Origin of the sequence: Sphingopyxis sp. QXT-31, assembly GCF_001984035.1 — a bacterium.
Classification (GTDB): Bacteria; Pseudomonadota; Alphaproteobacteria; order Sphingomonadales; family Sphingomonadaceae; genus Sphingopyxis.
Window position 1 is genome coordinate 325,381 of sequence record NZ_CP019449.1, and the last position, 24,127, is coordinate 349,507.

Annotated in this window: 27 protein-coding genes; 15 read left to right on the forward strand and 12 right to left on the reverse strand. The window is 65.5% G+C overall.

From position 1 onward, the window contains the following. Positions 1 to 497: 497 nt before the first annotated feature. On the reverse strand, positions 498 to 716 hold the full coding sequence (locus BWQ93_RS01620; RefSeq protein ID WP_077032137.1) for a helix-turn-helix domain-containing protein: 219 nt from the start codon (positions 714 to 716) through the stop codon (positions 498 to 500). 155 nt (positions 717 to 871) lie between these two features. Here BWQ93_RS01620 and BWQ93_RS01625 point away from each other — a divergent pair, with 155 nt between their 5' ends. The 6 genes from BWQ93_RS01625 to BWQ93_RS01650 all read left to right on the forward strand — a co-directional run bounded on the left by BWQ93_RS01625 (position 872) and on the right by BWQ93_RS01650 (position 3,739). Continuing rightward, positions 872 to 1,273 (forward strand): hypothetical protein, encoded by a 402-nt coding sequence (locus BWQ93_RS01625; RefSeq protein WP_077028998.1) that lies wholly within the window; start codon positions 872 to 874, stop codon positions 1,271 to 1,273. Continuing rightward, positions 1,270 to 1,602 carry a hypothetical protein gene (locus tag BWQ93_RS01630; RefSeq protein ID WP_077028999.1) on the forward strand — a complete coding sequence of 111 codons (333 nt, stop codon included), beginning with the start codon at positions 1,270 to 1,272 and terminating at the stop codon, positions 1,600 to 1,602. The genes BWQ93_RS01625 and BWQ93_RS01630 overlap by 4 nt, the downstream gene beginning before the upstream one ends. Continuing rightward, positions 1,599 to 1,955: a hypothetical protein gene (locus BWQ93_RS01635; protein ID WP_077029000.1), complete on the forward strand. Its 357-nt coding sequence runs from the start codon at positions 1,599 to 1,601 to the stop codon at positions 1,953 to 1,955. Before BWQ93_RS01630 ends, BWQ93_RS01635 begins: the two co-directional genes overlap by 4 nt. A gap of 112 nt (positions 1,956 to 2,067) precedes the next feature. Then, positions 2,068 to 2,484, forward strand: coding sequence for a hypothetical protein (locus BWQ93_RS01640; RefSeq protein ID WP_077029001.1), 417 nt, complete (start codon positions 2,068 to 2,070; stop codon positions 2,482 to 2,484). Further along, complete coding sequence (locus BWQ93_RS01645) at positions 2,481 to 2,867, forward strand: hypothetical protein (protein WP_156878088.1); 387 nt, start codon at positions 2,481 to 2,483, stop codon at positions 2,865 to 2,867. Before BWQ93_RS01640 ends, BWQ93_RS01645 begins: the two co-directional genes overlap by 4 nt. A 161-nt stretch (positions 2,868 to 3,028) precedes the next feature. Further along, positions 3,029 to 3,739 carry a hypothetical protein gene (locus tag BWQ93_RS01650; RefSeq protein ID WP_198040447.1) on the forward strand — a complete coding sequence of 237 codons (711 nt, stop codon included), beginning with the start codon at positions 3,029 to 3,031 and terminating at the stop codon, positions 3,737 to 3,739. A gap of 633 nt (positions 3,740 to 4,372) precedes the next feature. On the opposite strand, the gene BWQ93_RS01655 is transcribed toward BWQ93_RS01650, so the two are convergent. The 6 genes from BWQ93_RS01655 to BWQ93_RS01680 form a co-directional block, all read right to left on the reverse strand. Beyond that, positions 4,373 to 5,611 (reverse strand): AAA family ATPase, encoded by a 1,239-nt coding sequence (locus BWQ93_RS01655; protein ID WP_077029004.1) that lies wholly within the window; start codon positions 5,609 to 5,611, stop codon positions 4,373 to 4,375. Then, on the reverse strand, positions 5,595 to 6,161 hold the full coding sequence (locus BWQ93_RS01660; RefSeq protein ID WP_077029005.1) for a hypothetical protein: 567 nt from the start codon (positions 6,159 to 6,161) through the stop codon (positions 5,595 to 5,597). The genes BWQ93_RS01655 and BWQ93_RS01660 overlap by 17 nt, the downstream gene beginning before the upstream one ends. A gap of 188 nt (positions 6,162 to 6,349) precedes the next feature. Beyond that, on the reverse strand, positions 6,350 to 6,724 hold the full coding sequence (locus BWQ93_RS01665) for a hypothetical protein (RefSeq protein WP_077029006.1): 375 nt from the start codon (positions 6,722 to 6,724) through the stop codon (positions 6,350 to 6,352). Continuing rightward, positions 6,721 to 6,921, reverse strand: a complete 201-nt coding sequence (locus tag BWQ93_RS01670) for a hypothetical protein (RefSeq protein ID WP_077029007.1) — start codon at positions 6,919 to 6,921, stop codon at positions 6,721 to 6,723. Before BWQ93_RS01670 ends, BWQ93_RS01665 begins: the two co-directional genes overlap by 4 nt. A gap of 224 nt (positions 6,922 to 7,145) precedes the next feature. Further along, positions 7,146 to 7,343, reverse strand: coding sequence for a helix-turn-helix transcriptional regulator (locus tag BWQ93_RS21345; protein WP_077029008.1), 198 nt, complete (start codon positions 7,341 to 7,343; stop codon positions 7,146 to 7,148). A 156-nt stretch (positions 7,344 to 7,499) separates the two neighbouring features. Next, positions 7,500 to 8,738, reverse strand: coding sequence for a tyrosine-type recombinase/integrase (locus tag BWQ93_RS01680; protein ID WP_077032138.1), 1,239 nt, complete (start codon positions 8,736 to 8,738; stop codon positions 7,500 to 7,502). Between the two features lie 588 nt (positions 8,739 to 9,326). On the opposite strand from BWQ93_RS01680, the gene BWQ93_RS01685 reads away from it, so the two are divergent. From BWQ93_RS01685 to BWQ93_RS01695, 3 genes are all read left to right on the forward strand, one after another. Then, positions 9,327 to 10,298 carry a glucokinase gene (locus BWQ93_RS01685; protein ID WP_077029009.1) on the forward strand — a complete coding sequence of 324 codons (972 nt, stop codon included), beginning with the start codon at positions 9,327 to 9,329 and terminating at the stop codon, positions 10,296 to 10,298. Positions 10,299 to 10,374: 76 nt separating this feature from the next. Then, positions 10,375 to 11,313, forward strand: a complete 939-nt coding sequence (locus BWQ93_RS01690) for a DUF808 domain-containing protein (RefSeq protein ID WP_077029010.1) — start codon at positions 10,375 to 10,377, stop codon at positions 11,311 to 11,313. 22 nt (positions 11,314 to 11,335) lie between these two features. Next, positions 11,336 to 12,652 carry an aspartate aminotransferase family protein gene (locus BWQ93_RS01695; protein WP_077029011.1) on the forward strand — a complete coding sequence of 439 codons (1,317 nt, stop codon included), beginning with the start codon at positions 11,336 to 11,338 and terminating at the stop codon, positions 12,650 to 12,652. A 150-nt stretch (positions 12,653 to 12,802) separates the two neighbouring features. On the opposite strand, the gene BWQ93_RS01700 is transcribed toward BWQ93_RS01695, so the two are convergent. The 5 genes from BWQ93_RS01700 to BWQ93_RS01720 all read right to left on the reverse strand — a co-directional run bounded on the left by BWQ93_RS01700 (position 12,803) and on the right by BWQ93_RS01720 (position 17,224). Then, positions 12,803 to 14,017 (reverse strand): dihydroorotase, encoded by a 1,215-nt coding sequence (locus BWQ93_RS01700; RefSeq protein WP_077029012.1) that lies wholly within the window; start codon positions 14,015 to 14,017, stop codon positions 12,803 to 12,805. After that, entirely contained in the window at positions 14,008 to 15,003 is a 996-nt protein-coding gene (locus BWQ93_RS01705; protein ID WP_077029013.1) for an aspartate carbamoyltransferase catalytic subunit, read from the reverse strand. Before BWQ93_RS01705 ends, BWQ93_RS01700 begins: the two co-directional genes overlap by 10 nt. 13 nt (positions 15,004 to 15,016) lie before the next feature. Beyond that, positions 15,017 to 15,334: a DUF1294 domain-containing protein gene (locus BWQ93_RS01710; RefSeq protein WP_077029014.1), complete on the reverse strand. Its 318-nt coding sequence runs from the start codon at positions 15,332 to 15,334 to the stop codon at positions 15,017 to 15,019. After that, positions 15,331 to 15,792, reverse strand: a complete 462-nt coding sequence (gene ruvX, locus BWQ93_RS01715) for a Holliday junction resolvase RuvX (RefSeq protein WP_077029015.1) — start codon at positions 15,790 to 15,792, stop codon at positions 15,331 to 15,333. Before ruvX ends, BWQ93_RS01710 begins: the two co-directional genes overlap by 4 nt. A gap of 118 nt (positions 15,793 to 15,910) precedes the next feature. Next, positions 15,911 to 17,224, reverse strand: a complete 1,314-nt coding sequence (locus BWQ93_RS01720) for a DUF3089 domain-containing protein (protein WP_077029016.1) — start codon at positions 17,222 to 17,224, stop codon at positions 15,911 to 15,913. 194 nt (positions 17,225 to 17,418) lie between these two features. Here BWQ93_RS01720 and BWQ93_RS01725 point away from each other — a divergent pair, with 194 nt between their 5' ends. The 6 genes from BWQ93_RS01725 to BWQ93_RS01750 all read left to right on the forward strand — a co-directional run bounded on the left by BWQ93_RS01725 (position 17,419) and on the right by BWQ93_RS01750 (position 24,127). After that, positions 17,419 to 19,197 (forward strand): DUF4153 domain-containing protein, encoded by a 1,779-nt coding sequence (locus tag BWQ93_RS01725; protein WP_077032139.1) that lies wholly within the window; start codon positions 17,419 to 17,421, stop codon positions 19,195 to 19,197. 204 nt (positions 19,198 to 19,401) lie between these two features. Next, positions 19,402 to 19,704 carry an Asp-tRNA(Asn)/Glu-tRNA(Gln) amidotransferase subunit GatC gene (gatC, locus tag BWQ93_RS01730; RefSeq protein ID WP_056349827.1) on the forward strand — a complete coding sequence of 101 codons (303 nt, stop codon included), beginning with the start codon at positions 19,402 to 19,404 and terminating at the stop codon, positions 19,702 to 19,704. After that, entirely contained in the window at positions 19,704 to 21,185 is a 1,482-nt protein-coding gene (gatA, locus tag BWQ93_RS01735) for an Asp-tRNA(Asn)/Glu-tRNA(Gln) amidotransferase subunit GatA (protein ID WP_077029017.1), read from the forward strand. Before gatC ends, gatA begins: the two co-directional genes overlap by 1 nt. A 62-nt stretch (positions 21,186 to 21,247) precedes the next feature. Next, a complete protein-coding gene (locus tag BWQ93_RS01740; RefSeq protein WP_077029018.1) occupies positions 21,248 to 22,081 on the forward strand; it encodes a hypothetical protein in 834 nt (277 codons plus the stop codon). Between the two features lie 4 nt (positions 22,082 to 22,085). Then, positions 22,086 to 23,558, forward strand: coding sequence for an Asp-tRNA(Asn)/Glu-tRNA(Gln) amidotransferase subunit GatB (gene gatB, locus BWQ93_RS01745; RefSeq protein WP_077032140.1), 1,473 nt, complete (start codon positions 22,086 to 22,088; stop codon positions 23,556 to 23,558). A gap of 71 nt (positions 23,559 to 23,629) precedes the next feature. Beyond that, positions 23,630 to 24,127, forward strand: coding sequence for a hypothetical protein (locus BWQ93_RS01750; RefSeq protein WP_077029019.1), 498 nt, complete (start codon positions 23,630 to 23,632; stop codon positions 24,125 to 24,127).

Below are 24,127 nucleotides of genomic sequence, written 5' to 3' on the forward strand. Positions count from 1 at the left end.
GCTTGAATACCACGGAAAACCGCCAATCCCAGTTGACGCAGCCACGGTTTTCTGCGGTTTTTTATACCGATTCGGCGTCGGCAGGAATTCGCCCCGGCGGCTCGAGATTTTTCCCGCGCGCTGAGGCGGGACACCGCGCGAAACCGCCATTCCCTGCACGAGGTAAAAGGTCAGCCAGAATTACCATTTGCGGAGCGCTCCGCAGGCTCAGGCGCGCGGCCATCCATCAACGCCAGTCGTGCGTCGTCGGATGTGCCCATCGAGAGCGCCTATAGCGACCGCCGCCGAGGAAACCGGCGGGCTTGGCAGTCCGTCCCGATGTGCGGCAATCACATCGGTTATCGTCGAGCGGACCCGCCTCATAAGCTCATGCTCTTGTGGACCGCTCAGCGCGGCCTCGACTAATTGGACCTTGGTCCAGAGACCGGCAACGCCGTCATCTGTCAGTGGGCCGATAAGTGCGGCGCGAAGCTCTGCGATCCGCTCCAGCGCTTCCGTCATTCCGGCACCGTCACACCGACGCGCCCCGCCTTGTGCGAGAAGTCGGCGCCAGCTTCGACCAGCGCAGCGCGCATGGCATCAACCGAGGAAGCCGCGACTTGATTGCCGCTCTCAAAGCGGGCGATTGTTTCGCGCGTCAGGCCGCATAACCCAGCCAGATCGGCGGCGCGAAGGTTCAGCCCAAGGCGAGCCATTTTGCATTGGATCGGTGTCATCACTGTTACACCGTATGACATTTAGGGGATTGACGCAATGGTTAACGTCTGTCACACCATGTAACAGCCAAGGCCAGAAGCCAAGGCGGACCGAGGCAGGGCGGCAACCCTAACCCCGGTCCTATCGCAAACCCTGATCTAGAGGGATTACGACTATGGAGCGTACTAGCACCACCGCGCCCGAGGGCGCCACCACCTTAACCACGAACCCCGACGCGGCAATCCTCGCAGCGTTCGAGCGCAGGGCAATCGCCTTTGAGACGACCCGCGCGCTGCCGTGCGACCCCGTAACTGGGGGAGAGTCGGACGCGCAATCAGAGCAGTGGGCGATTATCGACGCAGCGGAAGAAGAAATGCGCTCGACCATCGCCACCACACCGCGCGGCGCCGAATTGCAGATATGGCTTGCAGCAACCTACTTGTTCGACTCCGACAAGGACGAACCCCGCTGCTACAGCGCCGATCTCGATTATTTCGAGGCGCAGGGCAACAAGCGCGACTGGACGGATCGCCTGCTTATCTCTGCAATGCGTTCGCTTCGGGAGCAAGGCAAGTGAGCGCCGCCGCCGCGAAACCGCACACCGCTTTCAGCATTCACGCCGTCGCGTACAAGATCGCAAGGCAGGCTTTCGAGCAGCACCGCGCAATCTGCCTTCCCGACGACGACGCGCCGCTTATGCACGACTACGAAAGCGCGTGCGCCCCGCTGATCGAAGCGCTCTTGAACACGGCAAGGAAGGCAATCCAGACCCCCGCCGCGTCGGTCGGCGAGGTATGGCAGAAGCTGACCATTTTCGCCGCCGAGGACATGCAAGACCTTGTGGATGCGAAAGACGTCATCGCCCACATCACCGCCGACGCGCTGCGGCTGGCAGGTGCGGAATGAGCGCCGCCGTTGTGAAGCTGCCCACGGCAGCGCCGCGCAAGGTGAAGAATTGCACCCATGTCCCTTCGCGATGGGCTGCCATCAAATTGCGGGAGGGGCAGGCGGTCAAGTTCGAGAAGCGCCCGCCGTCGATCCGCGAGGCCGAGCAGGTCGCCGAGGCTATCAGCCCCATGACGCCCGAGCGTTGGCTCTTGCTGGCAATGCTCCACGCCATGCCCGCCGACCAATTCGAGCGGCTGGCTGCGTTCGGGGCGCATGGTCATCCCGCGATCCGGGGATTGATGAAACTCGCCAAGGGTAACGCGGGTCTCAATCTGGACGTGATGAACGCGCTCGAAAGGCTCGGCAAGTGAGGGCGCGGCGGCAGGGGGACACCACCCCCATGACGCTCGCAATGATCGTGACGGCGTTGGGAGTGTCGTGGTTTACCGCCCAGTTGGTAGACCTCGCATTCGCGGTCCTGAAATGAGCGCCGCGAGCAAGAAAGGAGGGCAGCGCCTTTGGGCGCTGTTCACCGCCACGCCGCTCCTGTCCGATACCGAGCAATGGTCTGCGCTAGTCGAGGGGCGCAACATGCTCCCGGCAGAGCAGCGCCAGCCGAGGGAGCCGGAGAAGCCGAAGGGGCCGGGGTGGGACACCGACAACCCGCCGCCGCGTCATTGCGCCTTCGCGCAGCGCGGTCACGATCATCTGACGGTTTACTTCATCTTCGCGAATTGCACAGCGGCGCAGGCCGCAAGGCTTCGCAAGGCGATGCAGGAAGGCGCGGACACGTCCGATTGGGAATGGCCGCTGACACACGCGCCCAAGATCATTCAGCGCCTTAGCTGGAACGAGCGGCAAGAGGCGTGGCGCCTGTTTGGCGAAGGGGGCCAGCCGTGAGCGCCCGCATGGTCGTCTATGTCGGTCGGGGGCAATCGCTCCCGGCAGATATAGCCCTTTCGCTTATCCCGTCGCTGCCGCGTCCCGCGCTCGAAAGGCTTGTGCAGCGCCTTATCGACGGGCTGGACGATATGGACGCGCCCGCCGAGGATATGGAGGATGACGACCCCGCAGGCATGATGGACGAGGACGAGCTAACCACCGGGCCCGGTGTCTTTGTCGAGCATGGCACTTTCTATCGTGGTAGCGGCTGCCCGATCGCTGACCCCGGCGAATTGGGATGCACCGACTTGCCTATGGTGACCCATGACGGCGAGGATCAAACCGTCGTCGTCCTGCCCGCGCCGAGAGAGATCGAGCCTTACCGGTTTCGCGTGAGCTGATCCAACCGGCGCCAGTTACTTTGAAGGCGGGGGTTTCGGCCCCCGCCTTTTTTTGTAACCTACGCCCCGGAGTGACGTCCGAGGGGATAGGTCAGGTGCTTCGCGGGTATTTCGACGACAGCGGGACGCATGGAGACTCTGAGATTGTTGTTTGGGCTGGCGTGATCGGCACCGAGAGCGCTTTTTCAAAGTTGGATAATGCGTGGCGCAAAATGCTGGCCGAGCCGCTGCCGGGGAAGCCTGCGCTACGGAAATTCAGCTTGGGTGATTGCAGATCGGCCCAAGGCGAATTCAAAGACTACCGCCCTGTAGAGCGAGACGCGCTCCGGTATGAGGTCCGGCAGATAATCGCCGCCGCGGACCTTCACAGCATTGCCTACTGCATCCCGATAGCGACATATGACCGCATAATCCGCGGGCGGGTGCGAAAGGCGTACGGGCCGCCAGACGGCGTGGCGTTCGCGTCCTGCGCAGACTATGCACTCCAAGTCGCCGAGACACTCCGAGGCTCCCCTATCGCGTGCATATTTGATCAGGGCCAAGAGCGCCCTTGGCTCACTGCATTTCTGCGCGCAGCCGAGGAAAGGGCAAGTGCCAAAGGTATTACAACATCATACTCATTCGGTGCGGTTATAGATCATTGCGGGCTACAGGCAGCCGATACCATCGCGACAGAGCACTACTGGCAATACAAGAGGAATGCTGGCGCCGATGTGCCCGTGAGCGATCCTCACTTTGACAGCCTGCTGAGGCACAACAAGCCAGCGGGCTGGATTTTACACGAAGCGGATTTGCAGAGATTGCGGCGTGACTATCTGAGGGAGCGTCCGTTGCGAGACTACCTGAAAACGGCAAAAAAGAGGTACGATTAAGCCGGTCGCGTGAGTTGCCCTCAATCTGGTTTTTGTTCCGCTTGCACAGGTCGGCAAATTTGCCGAGGCTCGGCCCCGCTGGTCGGCGCCCGTCGTAGGAAGCAGGTGCCTCAGGGCGCGGCGTCGGGTCTCACTGTAAACTCTTACAGTGAGGGTCGCGCCCGCCAGTCACGGCCCGCCTATACTGCCTCGCAAAATTCAGCCGCTTATAACGCGCGGGCGCGATACATGCCGCAGACCTTAGGGTATCTTAGGGTGCCAGCCGTTCGGCCTTGCCGTAATCTTGCCGTCCTGGGGCTCGCCGATGTCAGGTTTTGTAAGGTCCGCGGTTTCAAGTTTTTTCAAGTCGCCTGCCCTTAATATAACGCGCGCGCGCCCGCGTTGGGCTGACAAAACTCCGGCCCCCTATACTGCCTGACAAAACTCGCCGCCTTAAACGCGCCCGCGCGTACTGCTCCACAAACCCCCACTTTTTACCCCCACCTTGGATTTCATATTCTCGGACCCTGATCCCTACCCCCACCACCCACCCCCTATAAGGGGGGGTGGGGGTGGTGGGGAAACGGTCAGGAGGGATTGCCGACCCCCACTTTCCCCACTTTCCCCACCTTGATTTTGAAGTGGTGGGGAGGCCTAGACTTCGGATGGATCGACCGCGTTGCCGACGACCACGAACGGGCGGTCATTGCCCTTGTTGTCAACGCGACGCTCGACCGCGAGCGCACCCGAGGCGAACCACGTCCGCAAGATTGCCTTGATCCGTCCCTTGTCCCGCTCAGCCGACAGGCAGGCCACTTCGGCGAGCGCATGGCCCACCCAATCTTTCGCCTGCACGCTCTCGCGATACTCCCCTGCCTTCACCCGCTGCTGCACCTCGTACAGATCGGCGGCGGTCAGGCCGTGGAATATGTCCGGCTTCTCCCACGGCGTCGCCACACCGACATAATCGGACGGCTCGCCATCCACGCCATTGCCGAGGCTCTGGCTTTCCAGCTTAATCCACGTCGCCGCGTCGGGCGGGGCCCGGTTGGCCTTGCCCATGTCGATCCGAACCAGCGACCGACGCAGTTGCGGGTCGGTAATGCCCAATTCGTCTGCCTCCCGGTCTGACATGGGATTGATCGGAAGCACGACGCGGGCGGCATCGCGAAGCGCCACAGCCCCGCGCCCGTCCTCTGCCGTGACTTCGCGACCGCCGAGCTTCTTGGTATGGTGGACCAGCACGACCGCGCAGCCAGTGCTTTTGGCAAGGCGCTTCCATCGCTTCGTGATCGCGTCAATCGCTCCGTTGTCGCTTTCCTGCGCTTGGTGGCTCGACACGAACGGGTCAACGGTGACCACCGCGATAGAGCGCGCCCGAATCGTCGCCTCAAGCTGCTGAAAGACGTCCTCAGCGAGGGCGAAACCGTCGCGATCCTCTGTTGCTGTGCAAAGGGGCTGGTCTAGCCCGCTATCGACCAGCAGGCGCCCCGCGCACTCGTCGGGACCGATGCCGTAGAACAGCGCCGCCGCCGAGATTTGCCGGTCAAGTTCCTCTTGCCCGTCCTCTAGGTTGTAGATCCACGCGGCTTGCGCTCCCCGAGGCAGAGCCTTCCCCAGCAGGGGGCGACCGGACGCGAGCGACAGGGCAATGGCGTTGCCGATCGTGCTCTTGCCCGTCCCCCCTGGCGCAATCACAACAGTGACCTCGCCGCGCAGCAGCCAATGGCCCATGAGCCAAGGGCGCGTCGGGATTTTCGACGGATCGGGCCAGCTATAAGGCGTGGCATTCAGCGGGCGTAGCGGTACGGTCGGTTTGCTGCCGACCACCCCCATACCGGGCATGAAATGCGGGCCGTCTATTTCGTCGGCAAGACTACGCGGCGGCGACATTAGCATTTCCCATCTCTACGGTTATCGGCGGCACGCGCCGGGGCTGCGACAAGCGTCTTCGCAGTCGGGCGGCAAGCATTGTCGTGTCGCAGAGGATTTCGTTCTGATCGCGCAGCGCGGCGACCTCGCAATCGGGCAGACCCCAATCAAGAATGCAGCAGGCTTGCCCCTCAGCGGCGATCCAAGCGAGCGGCGTTCCCACCACCAGCAGCTTGTCACCAGGCCAGACGCTACGCTCCATCACATCAGCCCCGAGGATCGACCCGCACCCCACCCGCCACCACCAGCGCGCAGGCTGAGACGAGCGAAAGGCAACAATGTCGATCAGCTCGCCGCGCTCGATCACCGGCACGACGAGCGCGGGCCTGCCTTCGGGATCGGGCCACCAGCGCCCAGCGTCGTCCGTGTCGATGCGCTCGACCCCGAACGGCATCTGACGCGACCCTAGCCCCGCCAAAGCGTCTGCGGACACTCCCAGCGCCAACAGGTGGTCGATGTGCGCCTGTCGCACGTTCGACAGCGCGCGGCTGCAATCATCCAGCAGGGACACGGGCGCCCCCTTTGGTTTCGTCGATGACGGGCAGCGACAGCAGCTTGGAGACCGTATCCGCAGCGGTGCAGGCCGAGAGATACCCGACATGGGTTTCCGCCACCAGCGGGCGGGGTGGGCCCGCGTCAGGAGGTAAGACCCTGACGCGGTACAGCACCCCGTCGCGGCTGAGATGGACCGCGGGCATTTCAGGCAGCTTCCCCGAACAGGTCGCCTTGGCCGTCATCGCGCGTGACGTAACGAGCGGCAATCCAAAGGTTCACGGCAACGCCAGCCTCTCCCGGTGTGCGCTCACCCTTTTTTGCGATTTTGCCCTGTTTTTTGAGGTCGCTCAGTCTGGCGCGACAGATAGCAAGCTCGCTCCACGTCGCGCCGGGCGCGCGGAATACGGCATAGCTGCCAATCCCTTCAGGTCCGGCCTGCTCGACCACGGCGAGGGCGAAGGCGCATTGCGACAATCGGGAGCCGTCGCGGTTGACCTTTCGGGCGCCGTCCTTGCTCGCGTCGTCATCGCGAAAGCCAGCCCCACGGGGATAGCGCGGCAGTTCATTATCGTTGCTCATTTGGCATCTCCCGCCAAAGGGGGGTGGCCGTTGCGTTCAAGCAAGAGCGCAAGCCAGTCCCGTTGTTTCATGGAAAGGGGGCGATCCGCGCAGCAGCATTGCCCAAGGAATGAACCATTGCGCCAATTGAGCTTGGCCTCAGGATCGTTCAGCAAGGCGAGCGCGGCAGCGCGCACGGTGGGAAAGGCGGCGCTCACGTCCGATGTTCCCGCTGCAACCGGGGATCGCGGCGAGGATAAGCCAGCCGCTTCCAAGTCGTGCGGGCGCCGCGCCAGCCGCATGACAGACGTTGCACTTCCGCGAAGGAGAGGCTATTCGACGGGAACCCAATGCCTGTCAGCTTGAGGGTTTCGAGCCGTCCCGCGCCAACGGGGCGGCTCATTCGTTTATGGGGCCGACGCCCTTTCGGATGCGGCACGGGTCAAGCCGCCTCGCTCGTCGAGGTGCGGGCACCGGCAGCGGCCCAAGCGTCCAGATCGGCGCGGGCATACACGACCCGGCGCGTTCCAAGGCGGCTCCACGTAGGCCCATCGCCGCGCACTCGCATATGGTTTAGGGTTGAGACGCCCATGCGCAGATATTGCGCCGCCTCTTCGGTGTTGAGATAATTCGGTTGCATGAAAGTCGGTCTCCGCTCGCCAGCAAGAGACAATCACTTGCGGCGACGGCATACCAACTAAGGCACGTTGCGGCCAAAGTCGCATCCACAAATTACCAGGCCGTTTATAGGGTTAAGCTACTGATCTTGCATGATAATCTGAGATAGTAGCAATGGCTACTTTGCGGCGCTGATCGGCACTACATTGTCACCAACGGCAAGCAGGCCCGCCACATGCCCGCCCCATGTCGCCAGCGCTTCCCGCTTTTCGTCGGCGAAGGCGTACCGCTGATAAGTGCCAGCCACCCCGGCCTTGCGACGATTCTGGATAGCCTCGATCCAGTCGGACGGGATGCGCAGCCGTTGCAGGCCTGTTGCAACCGAGCGCCGCAGATCGTGGAAGCGCCAAGGCAGCACGGGCGCCGCGTCATCCTCGATAAGGTCGGCAATCTCACCGTCTAGCTTGCGCTTCGCCTTGGAATAGCCCGAGACGTGCGACTTGCCGCCGTCAGTGGTCAGGACGTAACCCTTGCGAGGCCAAGCCTCACCGCCCGCCAGCGCGTCCAATTCAGCGACCGCTTGCGGCGACAGGGGAACAAGATGCTCCCTGTTGTTTTTCGCCCTGGCACTCGGCAGCAGCCATTCGCCGCGGTCGCGGTCAAGTTCCTGCCATTCGAGCGCGGCAACCTCGTCCCGGCGCTGCCCGGTGAGCAGCAGCAGGCGAACCAGCGCGCAGAAGGCGCGGGGCAGCTCGTCGCTCGCGATCCATACTAGGCGCAGTTCATTGTCGGAAAGCACGCGGTCACGACTGGCGACCGGCTTAGGCGCTTCGACACCCTCTAGCGGGTTGCGGTCAATCTCACCCCGGCCTTGCGACCAGCGGAACAGGCGATGTGCGACGGCGTAGACATTGCGGCGCATGGCAGGCCCGCCCTTGAGGTCATCGAGCAGCGCGACAATCTCTTGCCCCGTGATCGACGGCAGCGCCCGCTTGCCCAGCTTGGGACGCAGATGCAGCCGGAGCGCATCCTTGACGAACCCGCCCGACTTTACCCACCGCTTAGGCACTTCCAATGTCTCGAACCGATCCGCGACCGCATCAAAGGTTAGGTCCGTAGCTTCGCGGACACGCTGGCGCTTATCGTCGGCGGGGTTTTTGCCTTGGCTTACCAGCATCAATAGGCGCTTTGCCTCGGCCTCAGCAGCGGCAGGCGTCCAAGCGCCATGCGAGCCGATAGTATAGCGCCGAGTCGTGGCGCCCCTGCCACCCATGCGATATTGCAGCAGATAGACCCGCTTGCCCGCCGGGGTGATCTTGACCCCGAAGCCGCGCGTGTCGGTGTCCCATAGGAAGGCGTCCCGATCCCCGGCTTGCATCGCATCCACAGAGCGCTTCGTGATCTTTCCTTGTGCCATTCGCAAGCACATAGCAATCACGCGAGCGGCAAGCAACGACAACGTAGGGCAACCCGCAATATGATGGGGCGCGGAATTGCGAGGTTTAAGGGTGACAGGAACAATCGGCGGCAACTCGCGACAACGCAGACCACAAAACTACGAATCTGAGGGTCGGACGTTCGAATCGTTCCGGGTGCGCCATTTTCCTCAACGCCCCGTTATCAGGCCGGTTTTCGGCCCCGGGCGGCTTGTGCGCGAGGGGCGACGGGGCCGCGCCGGCGCTGCCGATGTTGGCCGCGAGGCCCGATGCAAGTGGATGAATACCCCGGGCAATACGTCCGAAACGTCTCGCGGTTTTTGATCGCGGGGCCTGTTATACCCCCCAGGCAGACGTCCGTGGCCGCTCCCGCGATCAACCGCCTATAGTGCGATTCGCGGCGAATTTACAGTATTGTCATTATGCCGATCGGCGCGCCGCTATTGTGCCGATCGGCGCTGTTTCTTGGCCCATCGGACAAGCCACGCATAGCTATGCCTGGTTGCCAGCCGCGGGGCCCTCGGCCAGTCTGCAAAGCGGGACAAGGCGCGGCCGCGCAAGGGAGAGATATGAGCGAGAAGATCGTCACCGTCGACATCGGCGGCACCCATGCGCGCTTCGCGTTCGCCGAGGTGGCGGGCGGGCGCTGTACCGCGCTCGGCGAGGCGGTGACGCTGCACACCAGGGACCATGCGAGCTTCCAGACCGCGTGGGAGGATTTTGCCGAGCAGCAGGGCGGCAGCCTGCCGCGCGGGGTCGCGATCGCCATCGCCGGGCCGACGCGCGGCGAGATCATCCGTTTCACCAACAATCCGTGGATCATCCGCCCCGCGCTGGTCGGCGAGAAGCTGGGTGTCGACCGCTGGTTGCTGGTCAATGATTTCGAGGCGGTGGGGCATGCGGTGGCGCAGGCCGACGCCGGCTATTTCGAGACTTTGTGCGGTCCCGACGTGGCGCTGCCCGATGGCGGGACGATCAGCGTCATCGGTCCGGGCACAGGCCTCGGCGTCGCGCATATCTGGCGCGATGGCGCCGACTATCGCGTCCAGGCGACCGAGGGCGGGCATATCGACTTCGCGCCGCTCGACAGCATCGAGGATGCGATCCTCGCACGGCTCCGGAAACGTCACCGCCGCGTGTCGATCGAGCGCATCGTCTCGGGTCCCGGCATCGTCGATATCTATGAGACGCTCGCGGCGATGGAGGGGCGCGCGGTGACGCCGCTCGACGACCGCACGATCTGGACCAACGGCACCAGCGGCGACGACAGCCTCGCCGCCGCCGCGATCGACCGTTTCTGCCTGTCGCTCGGCAGCGTGTCGGGTGACCTGGCGCTGGCGCAGGGGGCGAGCGGGGTGGTGATCGCGGGCGGGCTGGGGCTGCGGATCAAGGACAGCCTCGTCAAATCGGGTTTCCCCGAACGCTTCGTCGAAAAGGGGCGCTTCGAGGGCTTCATGAGCGCGCTGCCGGTCAAGCTGATCACCCATCCGCAGCCGGGACTGTTCGGCGCCGCGGCCGCCTTCGCACGCCTTTATCCCTGACGCGGTGCAACATCCCCTTTCGCATGGGAGTTTCGCTGGGTAGAGCAGGCGAAACGCACAAGGGGATTTCACGCATATGCCTTCAGGACTTTTCGCGTTGCTCGACGATGTGGCGACCATCGCCAAGGTGGCAGCGGCGAGCCTCGACGATATCGGCGCGGCGGCGTCGAAGGCGGGGGTGAAGGCGGCGGGCGTCGTCGTCGACGACACCGCGGTGACCCCCCGATATTTGACCGGCTTTACCCCCGACCGCGAACTGCCGATCATCTGGCGCATCGCCAAGGGGTCGATCTTCAACAAGATCGTGCTGATCCTGCCGGTGCTGCTGCTGCTGTCCGCGCTGGCGCAATGGGCGATTACGCCGCTGCTGATGGTCGGCGGCGCCTATCTCTGTTTCGAGGGTGCCGAGAAGGTGCTGCACTCGCTGCAGAAGAGCAAAACCACGCTGGCGGAAGATGCCGCCGTGGTCGCGGATGCGAACCATGAAGAGGCGATGGTGAAGGGCGCGATCCGCACCGACTTCATCCTGTCGGCCGAGATCATGGTGATCGCGCTCAACGAGGTGCTCGACGAACCGCTGGGCATGCGCGCTGCGACGCTGGGCGTGGTCGCGCTGGCGATCACCGTCGCGGTCTATGGCGTGGTGGGGCTGATCGTGAAGATGGACGACATCGGGCTTGCCATGAGCAAGGGCAAGGCCGCCGCGGGCCGCGCGATCGGGCGCGGGCTGGTGGCCTTCATGCCGAAGCTGCTCGCGGCGCTGGCCTTCATCGGCACTGCGGCGATGCTGTGGGTCGGTGGGCAGATCGTGCTGCACGGGCTCGACGAATATCATATCGGCGGTCTCGGCCACGGCCTGCACGACTTCGCGCATGCGGTCGCGGGCGGGCTGCCGGGTGCGGGGGTGTGGGAATGGCTGATCAATGCCGGCGGGGCGGGCATCTTCGGGCTGCTGCTCGGCGGGGTGATCGTCGGAGCGCTGCACCTGCTGCCGGGCAAGAAGGCGGCGCACTGAGGCGAGCGAAAGGAGGTCGGACATGCAGGGCGAGAATGATCCGCTGGCGGCCTTCTGGATGCCCTTCACGGCGAATAAGGCTTATAAATCCAACCCGCGCCAGCTCGTGTCGGCGAGCGGCATGTTCTACCGGAGCGCAGACGGGCGCGAGATCCTCGACGGGACCGCGGGCCTCTGGTGCTGCAACGCCGGGCATTGCCGACCCGAGATTGCCGAGGCGATCGCCGAGGCCGCGCGCACGCTCGATTTTGCGCCGACCTTCCAGCTCGGCCATCCCCTGGTGTTCGAACTCGCCAGCCGCGTCGCGGCGATCATGCCCGAGGGGCTCGACCGGATATTCTTTACCAACAGCGGCAGCGAATCGGTCGACAGCGCGCTGAAAATTGCCCTCGCGGTGCAGCGCGCGCGTGGGCAGGCGAGCCGGACGCGGCTGATCGGGCGCGAGCGCGGCTATCATGGCACGGGTTTTGGCGGGATCGGGGTCGGCGGGATCGGCAACAATCGGCGGGCGTTCGGGCCGGGGATCGCGGGGACCGACCATATCCGGCATACGCATGGGGTGGCGGGCAATGAATTCGCGCGCGGTTTCCCGCCGCATGGCGCCGAGCTCGCCGACGATCTGCAGCGGCTGGTCGACCTGCACGGCGCCGAGACGATCGCCGCGGTGATCGTCGAGCCGATGGCGGGATCGACCGGGGTGCTGATCCCGCCTGTCGGCTATCTCCAGCGGCTGCGCGAGATCTGTGACCGGCATGGCATTTTGCTGATCTTCGACGAGGTGATCACGGCGTTCGGCCGTGTCGGCGCGGCGACGGCGGCCGAGGCTTGGGGTGTGACCCCCGATATCATCACGCTGGCCAAGGGGCTTACCAACGCCGCGGTGCCGATGGGCGCGGTGGCGGTGAAGCGCGAGTTGCACGATGCCGTGATCGAAAGCGTGGCGGGCGGGATCGAGCTGTTCCACGGCTATACCTATTCGGGTCATCCGCTCGCAAGCGCAGCGGGGCTCGCGACGCTCGACCTCTATGCGCGCGAGGGGCTGTTCGATCGTGCAGCGGATCTCGCGGCTTATTGGAACGAGGCGGCGCACAGCCTGAAGGGGCGGCGGCATGTGATCGACATCCGCACGATCGGGCTGGTCGCGGGGATCGAGCTCGAGCCGCGACCCGGCGCACCGACCGCGCGCGCGACCGAGCTGTTCCATGCGTGCTTCGACAACGGCCTGCTGGTGCGGGCGACGGGCGACATCATCGCGCTGTCGCCGCCGTTGATCGTCGAGAAGGCCGAGATCGACCGGATGTTCGGGATGCTGGGGGATTTGGTCGAGGGGATCGGGTGAGAGCCGAAAAATCCTCCCCGCTTGCGGGGAGGGGGACCGCCGAAGGCGGTGGAGGGGGCTGCCGGCCCGAAGCGACGTCGCGTAAGCACGCGAGCCCCCTCCGTCAGCGCTTCGCGCTGCCACCCCCCCGCGAGCGGGGAGGATTTCTTGTTACCGAACCCGCAACCCGCCCTTCCACATCATCGTCGCGCGGCCCTGCACGGGCATGCCGTCGAAGGGGGTGTTGCCCGCCCAGGCGGCCATCTTCTTGGTGTCGACCTGCCACGGGGTGCCTTCGTCGATCAGGATCAGATCGGCCTCGAGCCCCGGCTCGATCCGCCCCGCAGCGACGCCGAGCAGCTTGGCGGGATTGGCGGCAAGCAAGTCGAAGAGGCGCGACGGGGTGACATGACCGTCGCGCACGAGCCCAAGCCCCATCGCGAGCAACGTCTCGGCGCCCGCCATGCCGGGCAGCGCCTCGGCAAAGGGCAGGCGCTTGTCCTCGGGGCCGCGCGGGTCGTGGCCCGAGGTGAGGATGTCGATCGTGCCGTTGGCAATCGCCGCCAGGCAGGCGTGGCGGTCGTCCTCGCTGCGCAGCGGCGGCGAGAGGCGCGCGAAGGTGCGGAAATCGCCGATCGCGGTGTCGGAGAGGAACAGATGCGCGGGGGTGATGCCGCAGGTGACGGGCAGGCCCTTGGCCTTCGCCGCGCGGATCAGGTCGAGCCCGCGCGCGGTGGTGACCTGGCGGAAATGGATCGGCGCGCCGGTCTCCTCCACCAGCATCAGGTCGCGCGCGATCGCCATCGCTTCGGCGATCGCGGGGGCCGAGGCGAGCCCGAGGCGCGTCGCCATCTCGCCGTCGGTCGCGACCGCGCCCGCGGTGAGCCCCTCATCCTCGGCATGCGCGATGACCGTGAGGCCGAGCGAGGCGGCATAGGCGAGGACGCGCCGCATCACCCCTGCGTCGGCGATGCGCCCGCGGCCGGTCGCGACGGCGCGCGCGCCCGCCTGTTTCATCAGGCCGATCTCGGCGAGTTCCTTGCCCTCGAGGCCTTTCGTGGCGGCGGCAAGCGGGTGGACCCAGAGGTCGGGTTTGCCGCCCTTCGCGGCGCGCTCGACCAGCCCGGCGCCGTCGAGCGGGCCGCTGTCGGGCATCAGCGCGGCGCGCGTGATGCCGCCGAAGTGGAAGGCGGGCTTGTCGGTCGCGAAGACGCCGAGGTCGATGATGCCGGGGGCGAGCCACTGGCCTTTCGCATCGACCGTCTCGACATAGCCGGGCGTTTCCGGCGGGTTCAGCGCGGCGATGCGGCCGTCCTCGACGCGCAGGCTGACGGTGTCGCCGCCGAGCAGGCGCGCGTTCGTGATCAGGAGCGGGTTCAGTTCCATCCCGCCACTCCCCGCTTGCGCCGCGTCAATATGTCGAGGCACGCCATGCGCACCGCGACCCCCATCTCGACCTGCTCGGTGATCGTCGAGCGGGCTGGATCGTCGGCAACACTGCTGTCGATCTCCACCCCGCGGTTCATCGGACCGGGGTGCATGACGATCGCCTCGGGCTTGGCCTTTTCGAGGCGCCTGGGGGTGAGGCCGTAGAGCGCGTGATATTCGCGCGCCGAGGGCAGGTAGGCGCCGTCCATGCGCTCGTTCTGCAGGCGGAGCATCATTACGACGTCGGCATCCTTGATGCCCTCGTCCATGTCGGTGAAGGTGGTGACGTGCATCCGTTCCATCGCCGGAGGGGTGAGCGTCGGTGGCGCGACGATGCGCACTTCGTTGCCGAGCAGGGTGAGCGCGAGGATGTTCGAGCGGGCGACGCGGCTGTGGAGAACGTCGCCGCAGATCGCGATGGTGAGGCCTTCGACGCGGCCGAGGCGGCGGCGGATGGTGAGCGCGTCGAGCAAGGCCTGCGTCGGATGTTCGTGGCGGCCGTCGCCCGCATTGAGCACGGGGCAGTCGACCTTGTCGGCGATGAGCTGCACCGCGCCCGACGACGCATGGCGGATCACCATCGCATCGGCGCGCATCGCGTTGAGCGTCATCGCGGTGTCGATCAGCGTCTCGCCCTTCTTCACGCTCGACTGCGCGGCGTGCATGTTGACGACGTCGGCACCGAGACGCTTGCCCGCGATCTCGAACGACAGCAAAGTGCGCGTCGAATTTTCGAAAAAGGCGTTGATGATCGTGAGGCCCGCGAGCCGGTCGTCGTGCTTCGCGGCGCCGCTGCGGTTGAGTTCGACCCATTGTTCGGCGGCGTCGAGGACGTAGCTGATCTCCCATGGGGTCAGCTGGGCGATGCCGATCAGGTGGCGATGGCGAAAGGCATCGCCGCCGGGCGGATAGTCGCTGGCGGGTCGGGTGGTGAAGCTTGTCATTAAAGCCGAGCGTTTAAGAGGCGGCGCGCCAATAGGCAAGCGCCGTGGCGGCCAGCGGATCGAGCAAGCCCAAGAGCCACAGGCCGAGCAGCAGAAATTGCAGGCCCAGGTAAGCGATCATGATGGCGGCGAAGGGCTGTTTGCGGGTTTTGTGGCGGACGAGCCGCGACGCGGCGAAGGCGCCGGTCGCGCCGCCGAAAAAAGCCCAGCCGAGCAATGTGCTTTCGCTGATCCGCTGGCCGCCCGTTTCGGCGCGGCGCTTGTCGACGACCATCAGGATGAAGGCGATGCCGTTCGCCGCGATCAGCCAGTAGAGGATATATTCGGTCATGCCCGCGTCAGCGCATCGATCGCGCCCTGCAGGATGAAGGCCGCGGCGGCGCTATCGACGCGTTCGGCGCGTTTGGCGCGGCTCACGTCGGCGGCGATCATCGCGCGCTCGACCGCGGCGGTCGACCAGCGTTCGTCCCAGAGCAGGATCGGCAGCCCGAGCGGCAGCAGGTTGCGCGCGAAGGCGCGCGTCGACTGCGTGCGCGGGCTGTCGCTGCCGTCCATGTTGAGCGGCAGGCCGACGACGAGGCCGGTGATGCTGTGCTGGGCGATGAGCGCCTTGAGCGCTTCGAGGTCGACCGAGAATTTCTTGCGGATGATCGTCTTGTCGGGGGTCGCGAAGCTCCAGTTCACATCGCAGAAGGCGACGCCGATCGTCTTGGTGCCGACGTCGAGGCCCATCAGGCGGCCGCCGTTCGGCAGCGCGGCGGCGAAATCGGGGGCGGCGGTGGTGATCATGGCCCGCCCTCTCTACCCGTTCGTGTCGAGCGAAGTCGAGACACCCCGAAGCGTTACGCGTCCCAAGCGTGTCTCGACTACGCTCGACACGAACGGAATTCGGGTTGGGCACCCTGAATCAGGACTTGGCTTTGTCCTTAGGCGCCTCGGCCTTCGGCGTCGCAGCCGCCGGCAACGGCAGCGGCGCGGCCGCCGGTGGAACCGGCGACGGCTTGCCCTCGTAGGTTGCCAGCCGCCGCAGCACGTCGGCGCGGACATTCGCCCAGAAGAGGGTGATGTCGAAGACATGATAGTTGTTGCCCGGCAGGACGTAGCTCGGCGCATAGTCCTTCGCGATGTCGGCGTCGCCGATCATCAGCAGTCCGCGCGTGTCGTCGCATTTCGCACCGATCTTGCCCGCGATCAGCGAGCCGCCCTTGAAGCCATCGATGGGCTTCAGCGTGCCGATATTGTCGCTGCGCCTGGCTGCGGTGTCGGGAATACCGGTGATCGGATTGGTGCACAGCATGCGCGTGTCGCGGCGCGGGCGGCCGTCGAAACCGACGGTGCCGTCATAGGCGTCGAGCACCATCTGCGGGTCGGCGGGCTCGGCGAAGCTTGCCCAGCTCAGCACGCAGCCCTTCTCCTCGGGGGTCTCGCACGCGGGCAGGCCGAGCCCCGCGATGTCGGTGTCGCGGCTGACCGGCCAGCCGATGACATAGGCCGCAACGATGCGCTTCGCGAGCGGGGTGCCCGCGATGCGGTTCTTGAGCAAAGTGGTGAGGTGGAGCGCGCCCTGGCTGTGGCCCGCGAGGATGATCGGTTTGTTCGCCGGAATATTCTCCAGGAACGCGTCGAACGCCTGTTCGACGTCGCGATAGGCGGCGTCGATCGCCTTGCCCGCGGTGACGCGGTCCTCGGCGAGGAAGGCGCCGAGCGTCGCCTGGCGGTAGCGCGGCGCCCAGACCTCGCCGGCATCGCCGAACGAGCTCGCCATGCCCTGCATGAACAGGGTCGCGCGGTGGTTGGCGTCGCGGTCGTCTAGCGGGGCGTTCCAGCTTGAGCGGCTGTAATAGCTGGTCGGATGGACGAAGAAGATCGCGGCGTCGCCCTTTGGCGCGGCTTCGGCCTCGTCGGCGGCAGCGGTCTGGGTCGCGGCGTTGGCGGGCGGGATCAGCTTGTCGGTCGCGGCCTTGGCGCTGTCGGGCGCGCGGGCATCGCCGCCGGTTGCGGGCGGGCGCCAGTCGGACGGATCATTCTCCAGCCCCGGGCGCGCGAACCACATCTTGGGATCGTCATAGGCGTTGGGCGCCGCCGCTGTCTGTTCGACGAATTCGGTGCTGGGCACCAGCGCGGTGCGCGCGAACCAGCCGGGCGCGAACTGGTAGGCGAGGCCGACGCCGAAGATGAGGAAGATGATGACGGCGATGAGATAGAGAAATTTGCGGGCCATTGGGGCTCCAGTGGGGAGGGGAGAGCGGCGAGGCGGCTTTGACTTTTAGTCCCTTTAGCCGTTCGCATCGAGCGAAGTCGAGATGCCCATCGGTCGTGCGCCGCTTCGGGGTGTCTCGACTTCGCTCGACACGAACGGGAATGGGTGCGCTATCTGGCTTGCGCGCGCGGCTTAAACAAGCCCAGATGTGGGACATGACCGACGCGCCCGCAAGCCCGCCCGCCCCCGAGTCGCCCCCGTCCTCGTCACGCCTCGACGAAAGCGACGCGCCCTGGCCGCTGCGGCCGTGGATCCTGGCGGCGATCTGCGCGCTGGCGGGGATCGCCTTTCACCTGACGATCGACTGGCGTTACGCGCCGGACCTCGACCCCGGCCGCAATGCGCTGGCAGCGTTCATCACGGTATCGACGCTGGTCTTCGTGCTCGGGGTCGAACTGCGGCGCTGGCACTGGGCGCTGGGCTTTGCGCTGATCTGGGGTGCGGTGATCGGGCTGATCGTCTGCACCTCGGCCGGATATAATATCAACGCCTCGCCCTTCGAATGGCCCTTCTGGTCGGGGCTGCTCGCGGTGCTGATCGCGACGCCCCTGTTCCAGACGCGGCGCGACGTCGCGCCCGACTGGCGCTTCTGGAAATTGTGGACGATGCCGTACGATCGGCTGCACAGCCACGCCTGGACCGACGCCGTGATCGGTGCCGCGGGGCTGGCCTTCACTGGATTGAGCTTCCTGCTCGTGCTGCTGATCGGGCAGATGTTCAGCCTGATCGGGATCGACCTGGTCATGGAGATGTTCGAGACCGGCTGGTTCCCGTGGATGCTCGCGGGCGCGGCGTTCGGCGGTGCGGTGGGCCTGCTGCGCGAGCGCGACAGGCTGGTCGCGACGCTGCAGAAACTGGTGATGATCGTGCTCGCGGTGCTGGCGCCGGTGCTGGCGGTCGCGGTGCTACTGTTCCTGCTGTCGCTGCTCGGCACGGGGCTGACCCCGCTCTGGGATTCGGGCTTTTCGACCGCGGCGCTGATGATGGCGGCAGCGGCCTTTGCGGTGCTGCTCGCCAATGCGGTGATCGGCAACGGGCGCGAGGAACGATCGGGCAATCGGCTGCTCCACGGCGCGGCGGCGATGCTGGTCGCGGCGGTGCTGCCGCTCGCGGTGATCGCCTTTTATTCGATGCATCTGCGCGTGATCCAGTACGGCTGGACCCCCGAGCGCCTATGGGGCGTCGTCGCGGCGATGGTCGCGCTTGCTTATGGCGCGGCGGGGCTGTGGGCGGTGGTGCGCGGGCGGCTCGATTTCGACGATCTGCTGCGGCCGCTCCAACAGAAGCTGGCGATCGGGCTGGCCTTGCTCGCCTTGTTCCTCGCGCTGCCGGTGATGGATTTCGGCGCGATCTCGACGCGCGATCAGCTCGCGCGACTCCAAAGCGGGACGGTGAAGGCCGACCAGTTCGACTGGGCGGCGATGGCGTTCGATTTCGGGCCCGAGGGGCGGGGGGCGCTGGCCGACATCTCGAAATCGCCCGACAAGGCGAAGGCCGACCTCGCCAAATGGGCGCTGGCGACGAAGAACCGCTGGGACCTGAACATCGCGGGCGAGCCGGTCGATGCCGCGGAGGTAAGCTTTGGCGCCAAGCCGATCCGCGAGAAGGTGCGCGTGCTGCCCGCGGGGCAGGTGCTGGCCGACGATGCCTATAAGGCGATCGACGAGCGCGGGCAGTGCCGTGCGGCGCCCTGCGCGGCCTATATGCTGGGGCCGGACCAGATGGTGGTGATCGGCAAGGGCGACAATGTCGTGCTGTTCGCGCGCGATGCGAAGACCAAGGCGTGGCAGGAGGATTATCAGGGCTTTTCGGGCGCCGCGATGGCGCAGCAGAGGGCGATCGATGACGTCGACAAGGCGGTCATCGAGGTGCGACCGATCCAGCGGCGGCAGGTCTTCGTCAACGGCAAGCCCGTCGGCGAGGATTTCGAATGAATTGATCCTCCCTGTCGCGAAGCGATGGGGAGGTGGCAGCGCGGAGCGCTGACGGAGGGCTTTGACGCGACGTCGCTGGCCCCTCCACCACTCGCTTCGCGAGCGGTCCCCCTCCCCATGACTTCGTCACAGGGAGGATCAGGACGGTTGAAGCGCGCGGGGGAGGATGCTAGCGGCCCAGCTTCTCCCGCAAAGGCACAGAGAATGGCAATCGATCAGGCAACGGTCAGGAAAATAGCGTCGCTGGCGCGCATCGCGATCAGCGATGCGGAAGCCGCCGCGATGGAAGGCGAATTGAACGGCATCCTCGGCTGGGTCGAGCAACTCGGCGAAGTCGACGTGACCGGGGTCGAGCCGATGACCGCGGTGATCCCCAACACGCTGCGGCTGCGCGACGATGTGATCGACGCCGACCCGCTGACCGGGGGCAACCGCCGCGACGATGTGCTGGCGAATGCGCCGGCGGCGATGCACGGCTTTTTCGGCGTGCCCAAGGTGATCGAATAATGACCGACCTGACCAATCTGACCGTCGCGCAGATCCGCGACGGGCACCGCGCGGGCGATTTCAGCGCCGTCGAGGTCGCCGAGGCGTTCAACGCCAATGTCGCCGGCGCCAAGTCGCTTAATGCGTTCATCGTCGAGACCCCCGAGCATGCGCTTGCCGCCGCGAAGGCGGCCGACGCCGACCGCGCGGCGGGGACGCTGAAGCCGCTGTCGGGCGTGCCGATTGGGATGAAGGATCTGTTCTGCACCAATGGGGTGCAGACGACCGCGGCGAGCCATATGCTCGAAGGTTTTGTGCCGCGCTATGAATCGACCGTCAGCCAGAAATTGTGGGACGCGGGCGCGGGGATGCTGGGCAAGCTGAACCTCGACCAGTTCGCGATGGGGTCGTCGAACGAGACGAGCTATTTTGGCAATGTGATCAGCCCGTGGAAGCGCAAGGACGGGGGCAATGCCGCGCTCGCGCCGGGCGGCTCGTCGGGCGGGTCGTCGACCGCGATCGCGGCGCGGCTGTGCCCCGCGGCGACCGGCACCGACACGGGCGGTTCGATCCGCCAGCCCGCGGCCTTCACCGGGATTTCGGGGATCAAACCGACCTATGGCCGCTGCTCGCGCTGGGGCATTGTGGCGTTCGCGAGCTCGCTCGATCAGGCGGGGCCGATGGCGCGCGACGTCAAGGACTGCGCGATCATGCTCGAAAATATGGCGGGCTTCGATCCCAAGGATGCGACCAGCCTGAATATGGCGGTGCCCGATTGGGAAGCGGCTTTGTCGAGCGATCTCAAGGGTAAGACGGTCGGTATTCCCAAGGAATATCGCCTCGAAGGCATCGATCCCGAGATCGACGCGATGTGGGATTCCGGTATCGCGATGCTGAAGGATGCGGGGGCCGAGGTCGTCGACATCAGCCTGCCGCACACCAAATATGCGCTGCCGGCCTATTATATCATCGCGCCGGCCGAGGCGTCGTCGAACCTCGCGCGCTATGACGGCGTGCGCTACGGCCTGCGCGACCTGCCCGATGGCGCGGGGTTGCAGGATATGTACGCCGCGACGCGCGCCGACGGCTTCGGGCCCGAGGTCAAGCGCCGTATCATGATCGGCACCTATGTGCTGTCGGCCGGCTTCTATGACGCGTACTATACGCAGGCGCAGAAGGTGCGGACGCTGATCGCGCGCGATTTCGAGGCGGCTTTTGCGAGCTGCGACGTAATCCTCGCCCCGACCGCGCCGTCGGCGGCGTTCGGCCTCGGCGAGAAGATGGCCGATCCACTGGCGATGTACCTCAACGACGTGTTCGCGGTCCCTGCGAGCCTCGCCGGCCTGCCCGCGATGTCGGTCCCCGCGGCGCTGAACCGCGAAGGGCTGCCGCTGGGGCTGCAGATCATCGGCAAGGCGTTCGACGAGCAGGGCGTGCTCAACGCCGGTCTGGCAATTGAAGAACGGGCGGGCTTTACGGCGCGGGCGGAGAAGTGGTGGTAACCCGCCATATCCTCTTCGCCGCGATAGTGGCTTGCGCAGCCCTGCTTTCGCCAGGTTTCGCTTTGGCCAAGGAGAGCAAGGCCTCCGCGATCGATTGTGTCGACCATGCCGACCCGATCAACCGGGCCGCCACCGCAGGCATGGTCGCATTGCTGAGCGCGAATGCCGACAAGTGGAACCCCGACTACGCCTTTTCGATCGGGGCCACGGGGAGCCTGGGACGCCTGTTCGACAGCGAAGGGCGGGCGGTTCATCCGAAGGAAATGGCACGCATGATCTCGGGCGCGCCGAGCTTTTCGGGTAAAAAGCGCAAGCGCGTGGAACTTGGCGTCAGCGACAGCGCGTCGGGCGACCGATCCTATGCGAAGGCGCTTGGCGACGCACTGGGTGTTCGTGTCGAGGGCTGCGACGGTGACGCCTATTTCCTGAGCGGCGGCGCGATGATGTGCGGCAACCGGCCGGTCTATCCCGAGGCGGCGGGGGGCGACATCGGGCGGTCGGCGCCGTCGGGCTTCGCGCTGGGCGGCAACTTCACGATGATGTTGTGCGCGCGGCCGGGCGAGTCGATCAATCCGACAAGCGCTTTGTCGGCGGCGGTCGCCTATGGTCTGTATCGCGACGAAATCGAGCGGCTCGAAGCAACGGCGGCCGGCGATAGCGCAGCGGCCTTTCGCTTGTATCAATATAATTGGATTGCGCGCCGCGACCGGGGCACCGCGATGCAATGGCTGACAACGGCGGCCGATTTGGGGCATGATGTGGCGCGGTATAACCTAGCCTATGAATATCTGGAATCGGGCGATGCCGCGAAGATGGCGAGCGCCGGGGAGATCATGGACGAGCTGGTTGCAAAGCGCTTTGCCGGCTCCGATTTGCGGGCATATTATGGTGGATGAAAACGTGACGGAATCGACATATCGCATCAAGGGCGAAACTGGCGAGTGGGAGGTCGTGATCGGCCTTGAGGTCCATGCGCAGGTCACCTCCAACGCCAAGCTGTTCTCGGGCGCCGCGACGGCGTTTGGCGCGGAGCCGAACACGCAGGTGAGCCTTGTGGACGCGGCCATGCCGGGCATGCTGCCGGTGCCGAACCGCGAGTGCATCCGCCAGGCGGTGCGTACGGGCATGGCGATCGACGCGCAGATCAACAAATGGTCGCGGTTCGACCGCAAGAATTATTTCTACGCCGACCTGCCGCAGGGTTACCAGATTTCGCAGCTTTATCATCCGCTTGTCGGTGAAGGTTCGCTGACGATCGAGGCCGATGAAAAGGCCGGTCTGCCCGAGGCAAAGGTGATCGGAATCGAGCGCATCCATGTCGAGCAGGACGCCGGCAAGCTGATGCACGACCAGCATCCGACGATGTCCTATGTCGACCTCAACCGCTCGGGTGTCGCGTTGATGGAGATCGTGTCGCGCCCCGACATGCGTTCGCCCGCCGAGGCCGGCGCCTATGTGCGCAAGCTGCGCTCGATCCTGCGCTATGTTGGCTCGTGCGACGGCAATATGGAAGAGGGCTCGATGCGCGCCGACGTGAACGTGTCGGTCCGCAAGCCCGGCGACGAATTCGGCACGCGCACCGAGACGAAGAATGTCAATTCGGTGCGCTTCGTAATGGCGGTGATCGAGGGCGAGGCGAAGCGTCAGGTCGAACTGATCGAGAGCGGCGGCACGGTGGTGCAGGAAACGCGGCTGTACGATCCCGACCGCAACGAGACGCGCTCGATGCGATCGAAGGAAGATGCGCATGATTACCGCTATTTCCCCGATCCCGATCTGCTGCCGCTCGAACTCGACGATGCGTTTCTCGCCGAGTGCCGCGAAAGCCTGCCCGAACTGCCCGACGCCAAGCGCGCGCGCTATCTCGGCGAGGGCATCAGCGCCTATAACGCCGATGTGCTGACCGCTGAGGTCGAGGCGGCGCGCTGGTTCGATACGCTGCTCGATGCGGGCGCGAAGCCGGTTGCCGCGGCGAACTGGGTGACGAGCGAGCTGTTCGGCGCGCTCAACCGGCTGGGCCGCGACATTTCGGATTCGCCCGTCAGCCCGGCGCAGGCCGCCGAATTGCTCGGCCTCGTCGCCGACGGCACGATTTCGGGCACCATTGCGAAACAGGTGTTCGAGAAGATGCTCGAAAGCGGCGACGGCGCCGCGGTTATCGTCGAACGCGACGGCCTCAAGCAGACGAGCGATACCGGCGCGATCGAAGCCGAGATCGCCAAGATCCTGGCCGCCAATGCCGACAAGGTCGAACAGTATAAGGGCGGCAAGGAAGCGCTGTTCGGCTTCTTCGTCGGGCAGACGATGAAGGCGATGCAGGGCAAGGCGAACCCGCAGGTCGTCAATGAATTGCTCAAGAAGGCGCTCGGATGACGCTTCCTCTGTGATCCGCATTACGGCTATCCGGCCGCTTCGGCGTCATAGGCATTGATATCGATGCAAAAATGATGACGAAGGACGGGATGATGAGGAAGTTTAATCTGATCGTGCTCGGCGCCATGCTGGCGTTGGGCGGCATGGCGAACGCCGCGCCGGCGGTGAACGAAGGCTATGACTGGGCGCTGCGCGTCAGCAACGAGGATCGCGCCGACGCCGCGATCCTCGCCTATGAGGTCGACGGCACCGACGACCAGCCGCTCAATTTCACCTGCGAGCAAGCCAGCAACCGCATCTTCGTCGGTATCTCTGGTCATTCGCCCGACCTGAGTGCGATCGACCTGGTGTCGGGCGACGCGGCGCTGCACGTCGCCGGGACGACCGAGACGGAGGAAATGCCCTATTTCTCCTCGACCGAGGAAATCGCGGGCGATGCACCCTTCTTCCGCGCCTTCGTCGCGAAAGGATGGCTGCGGATGACCGACGGCACCGCGAGCTTTGAGATGGCGGCGACGGCGAGCGGCAAGCAGGCGATCGCCGACTTCGCCCGCTTCTGCACCGGCTGA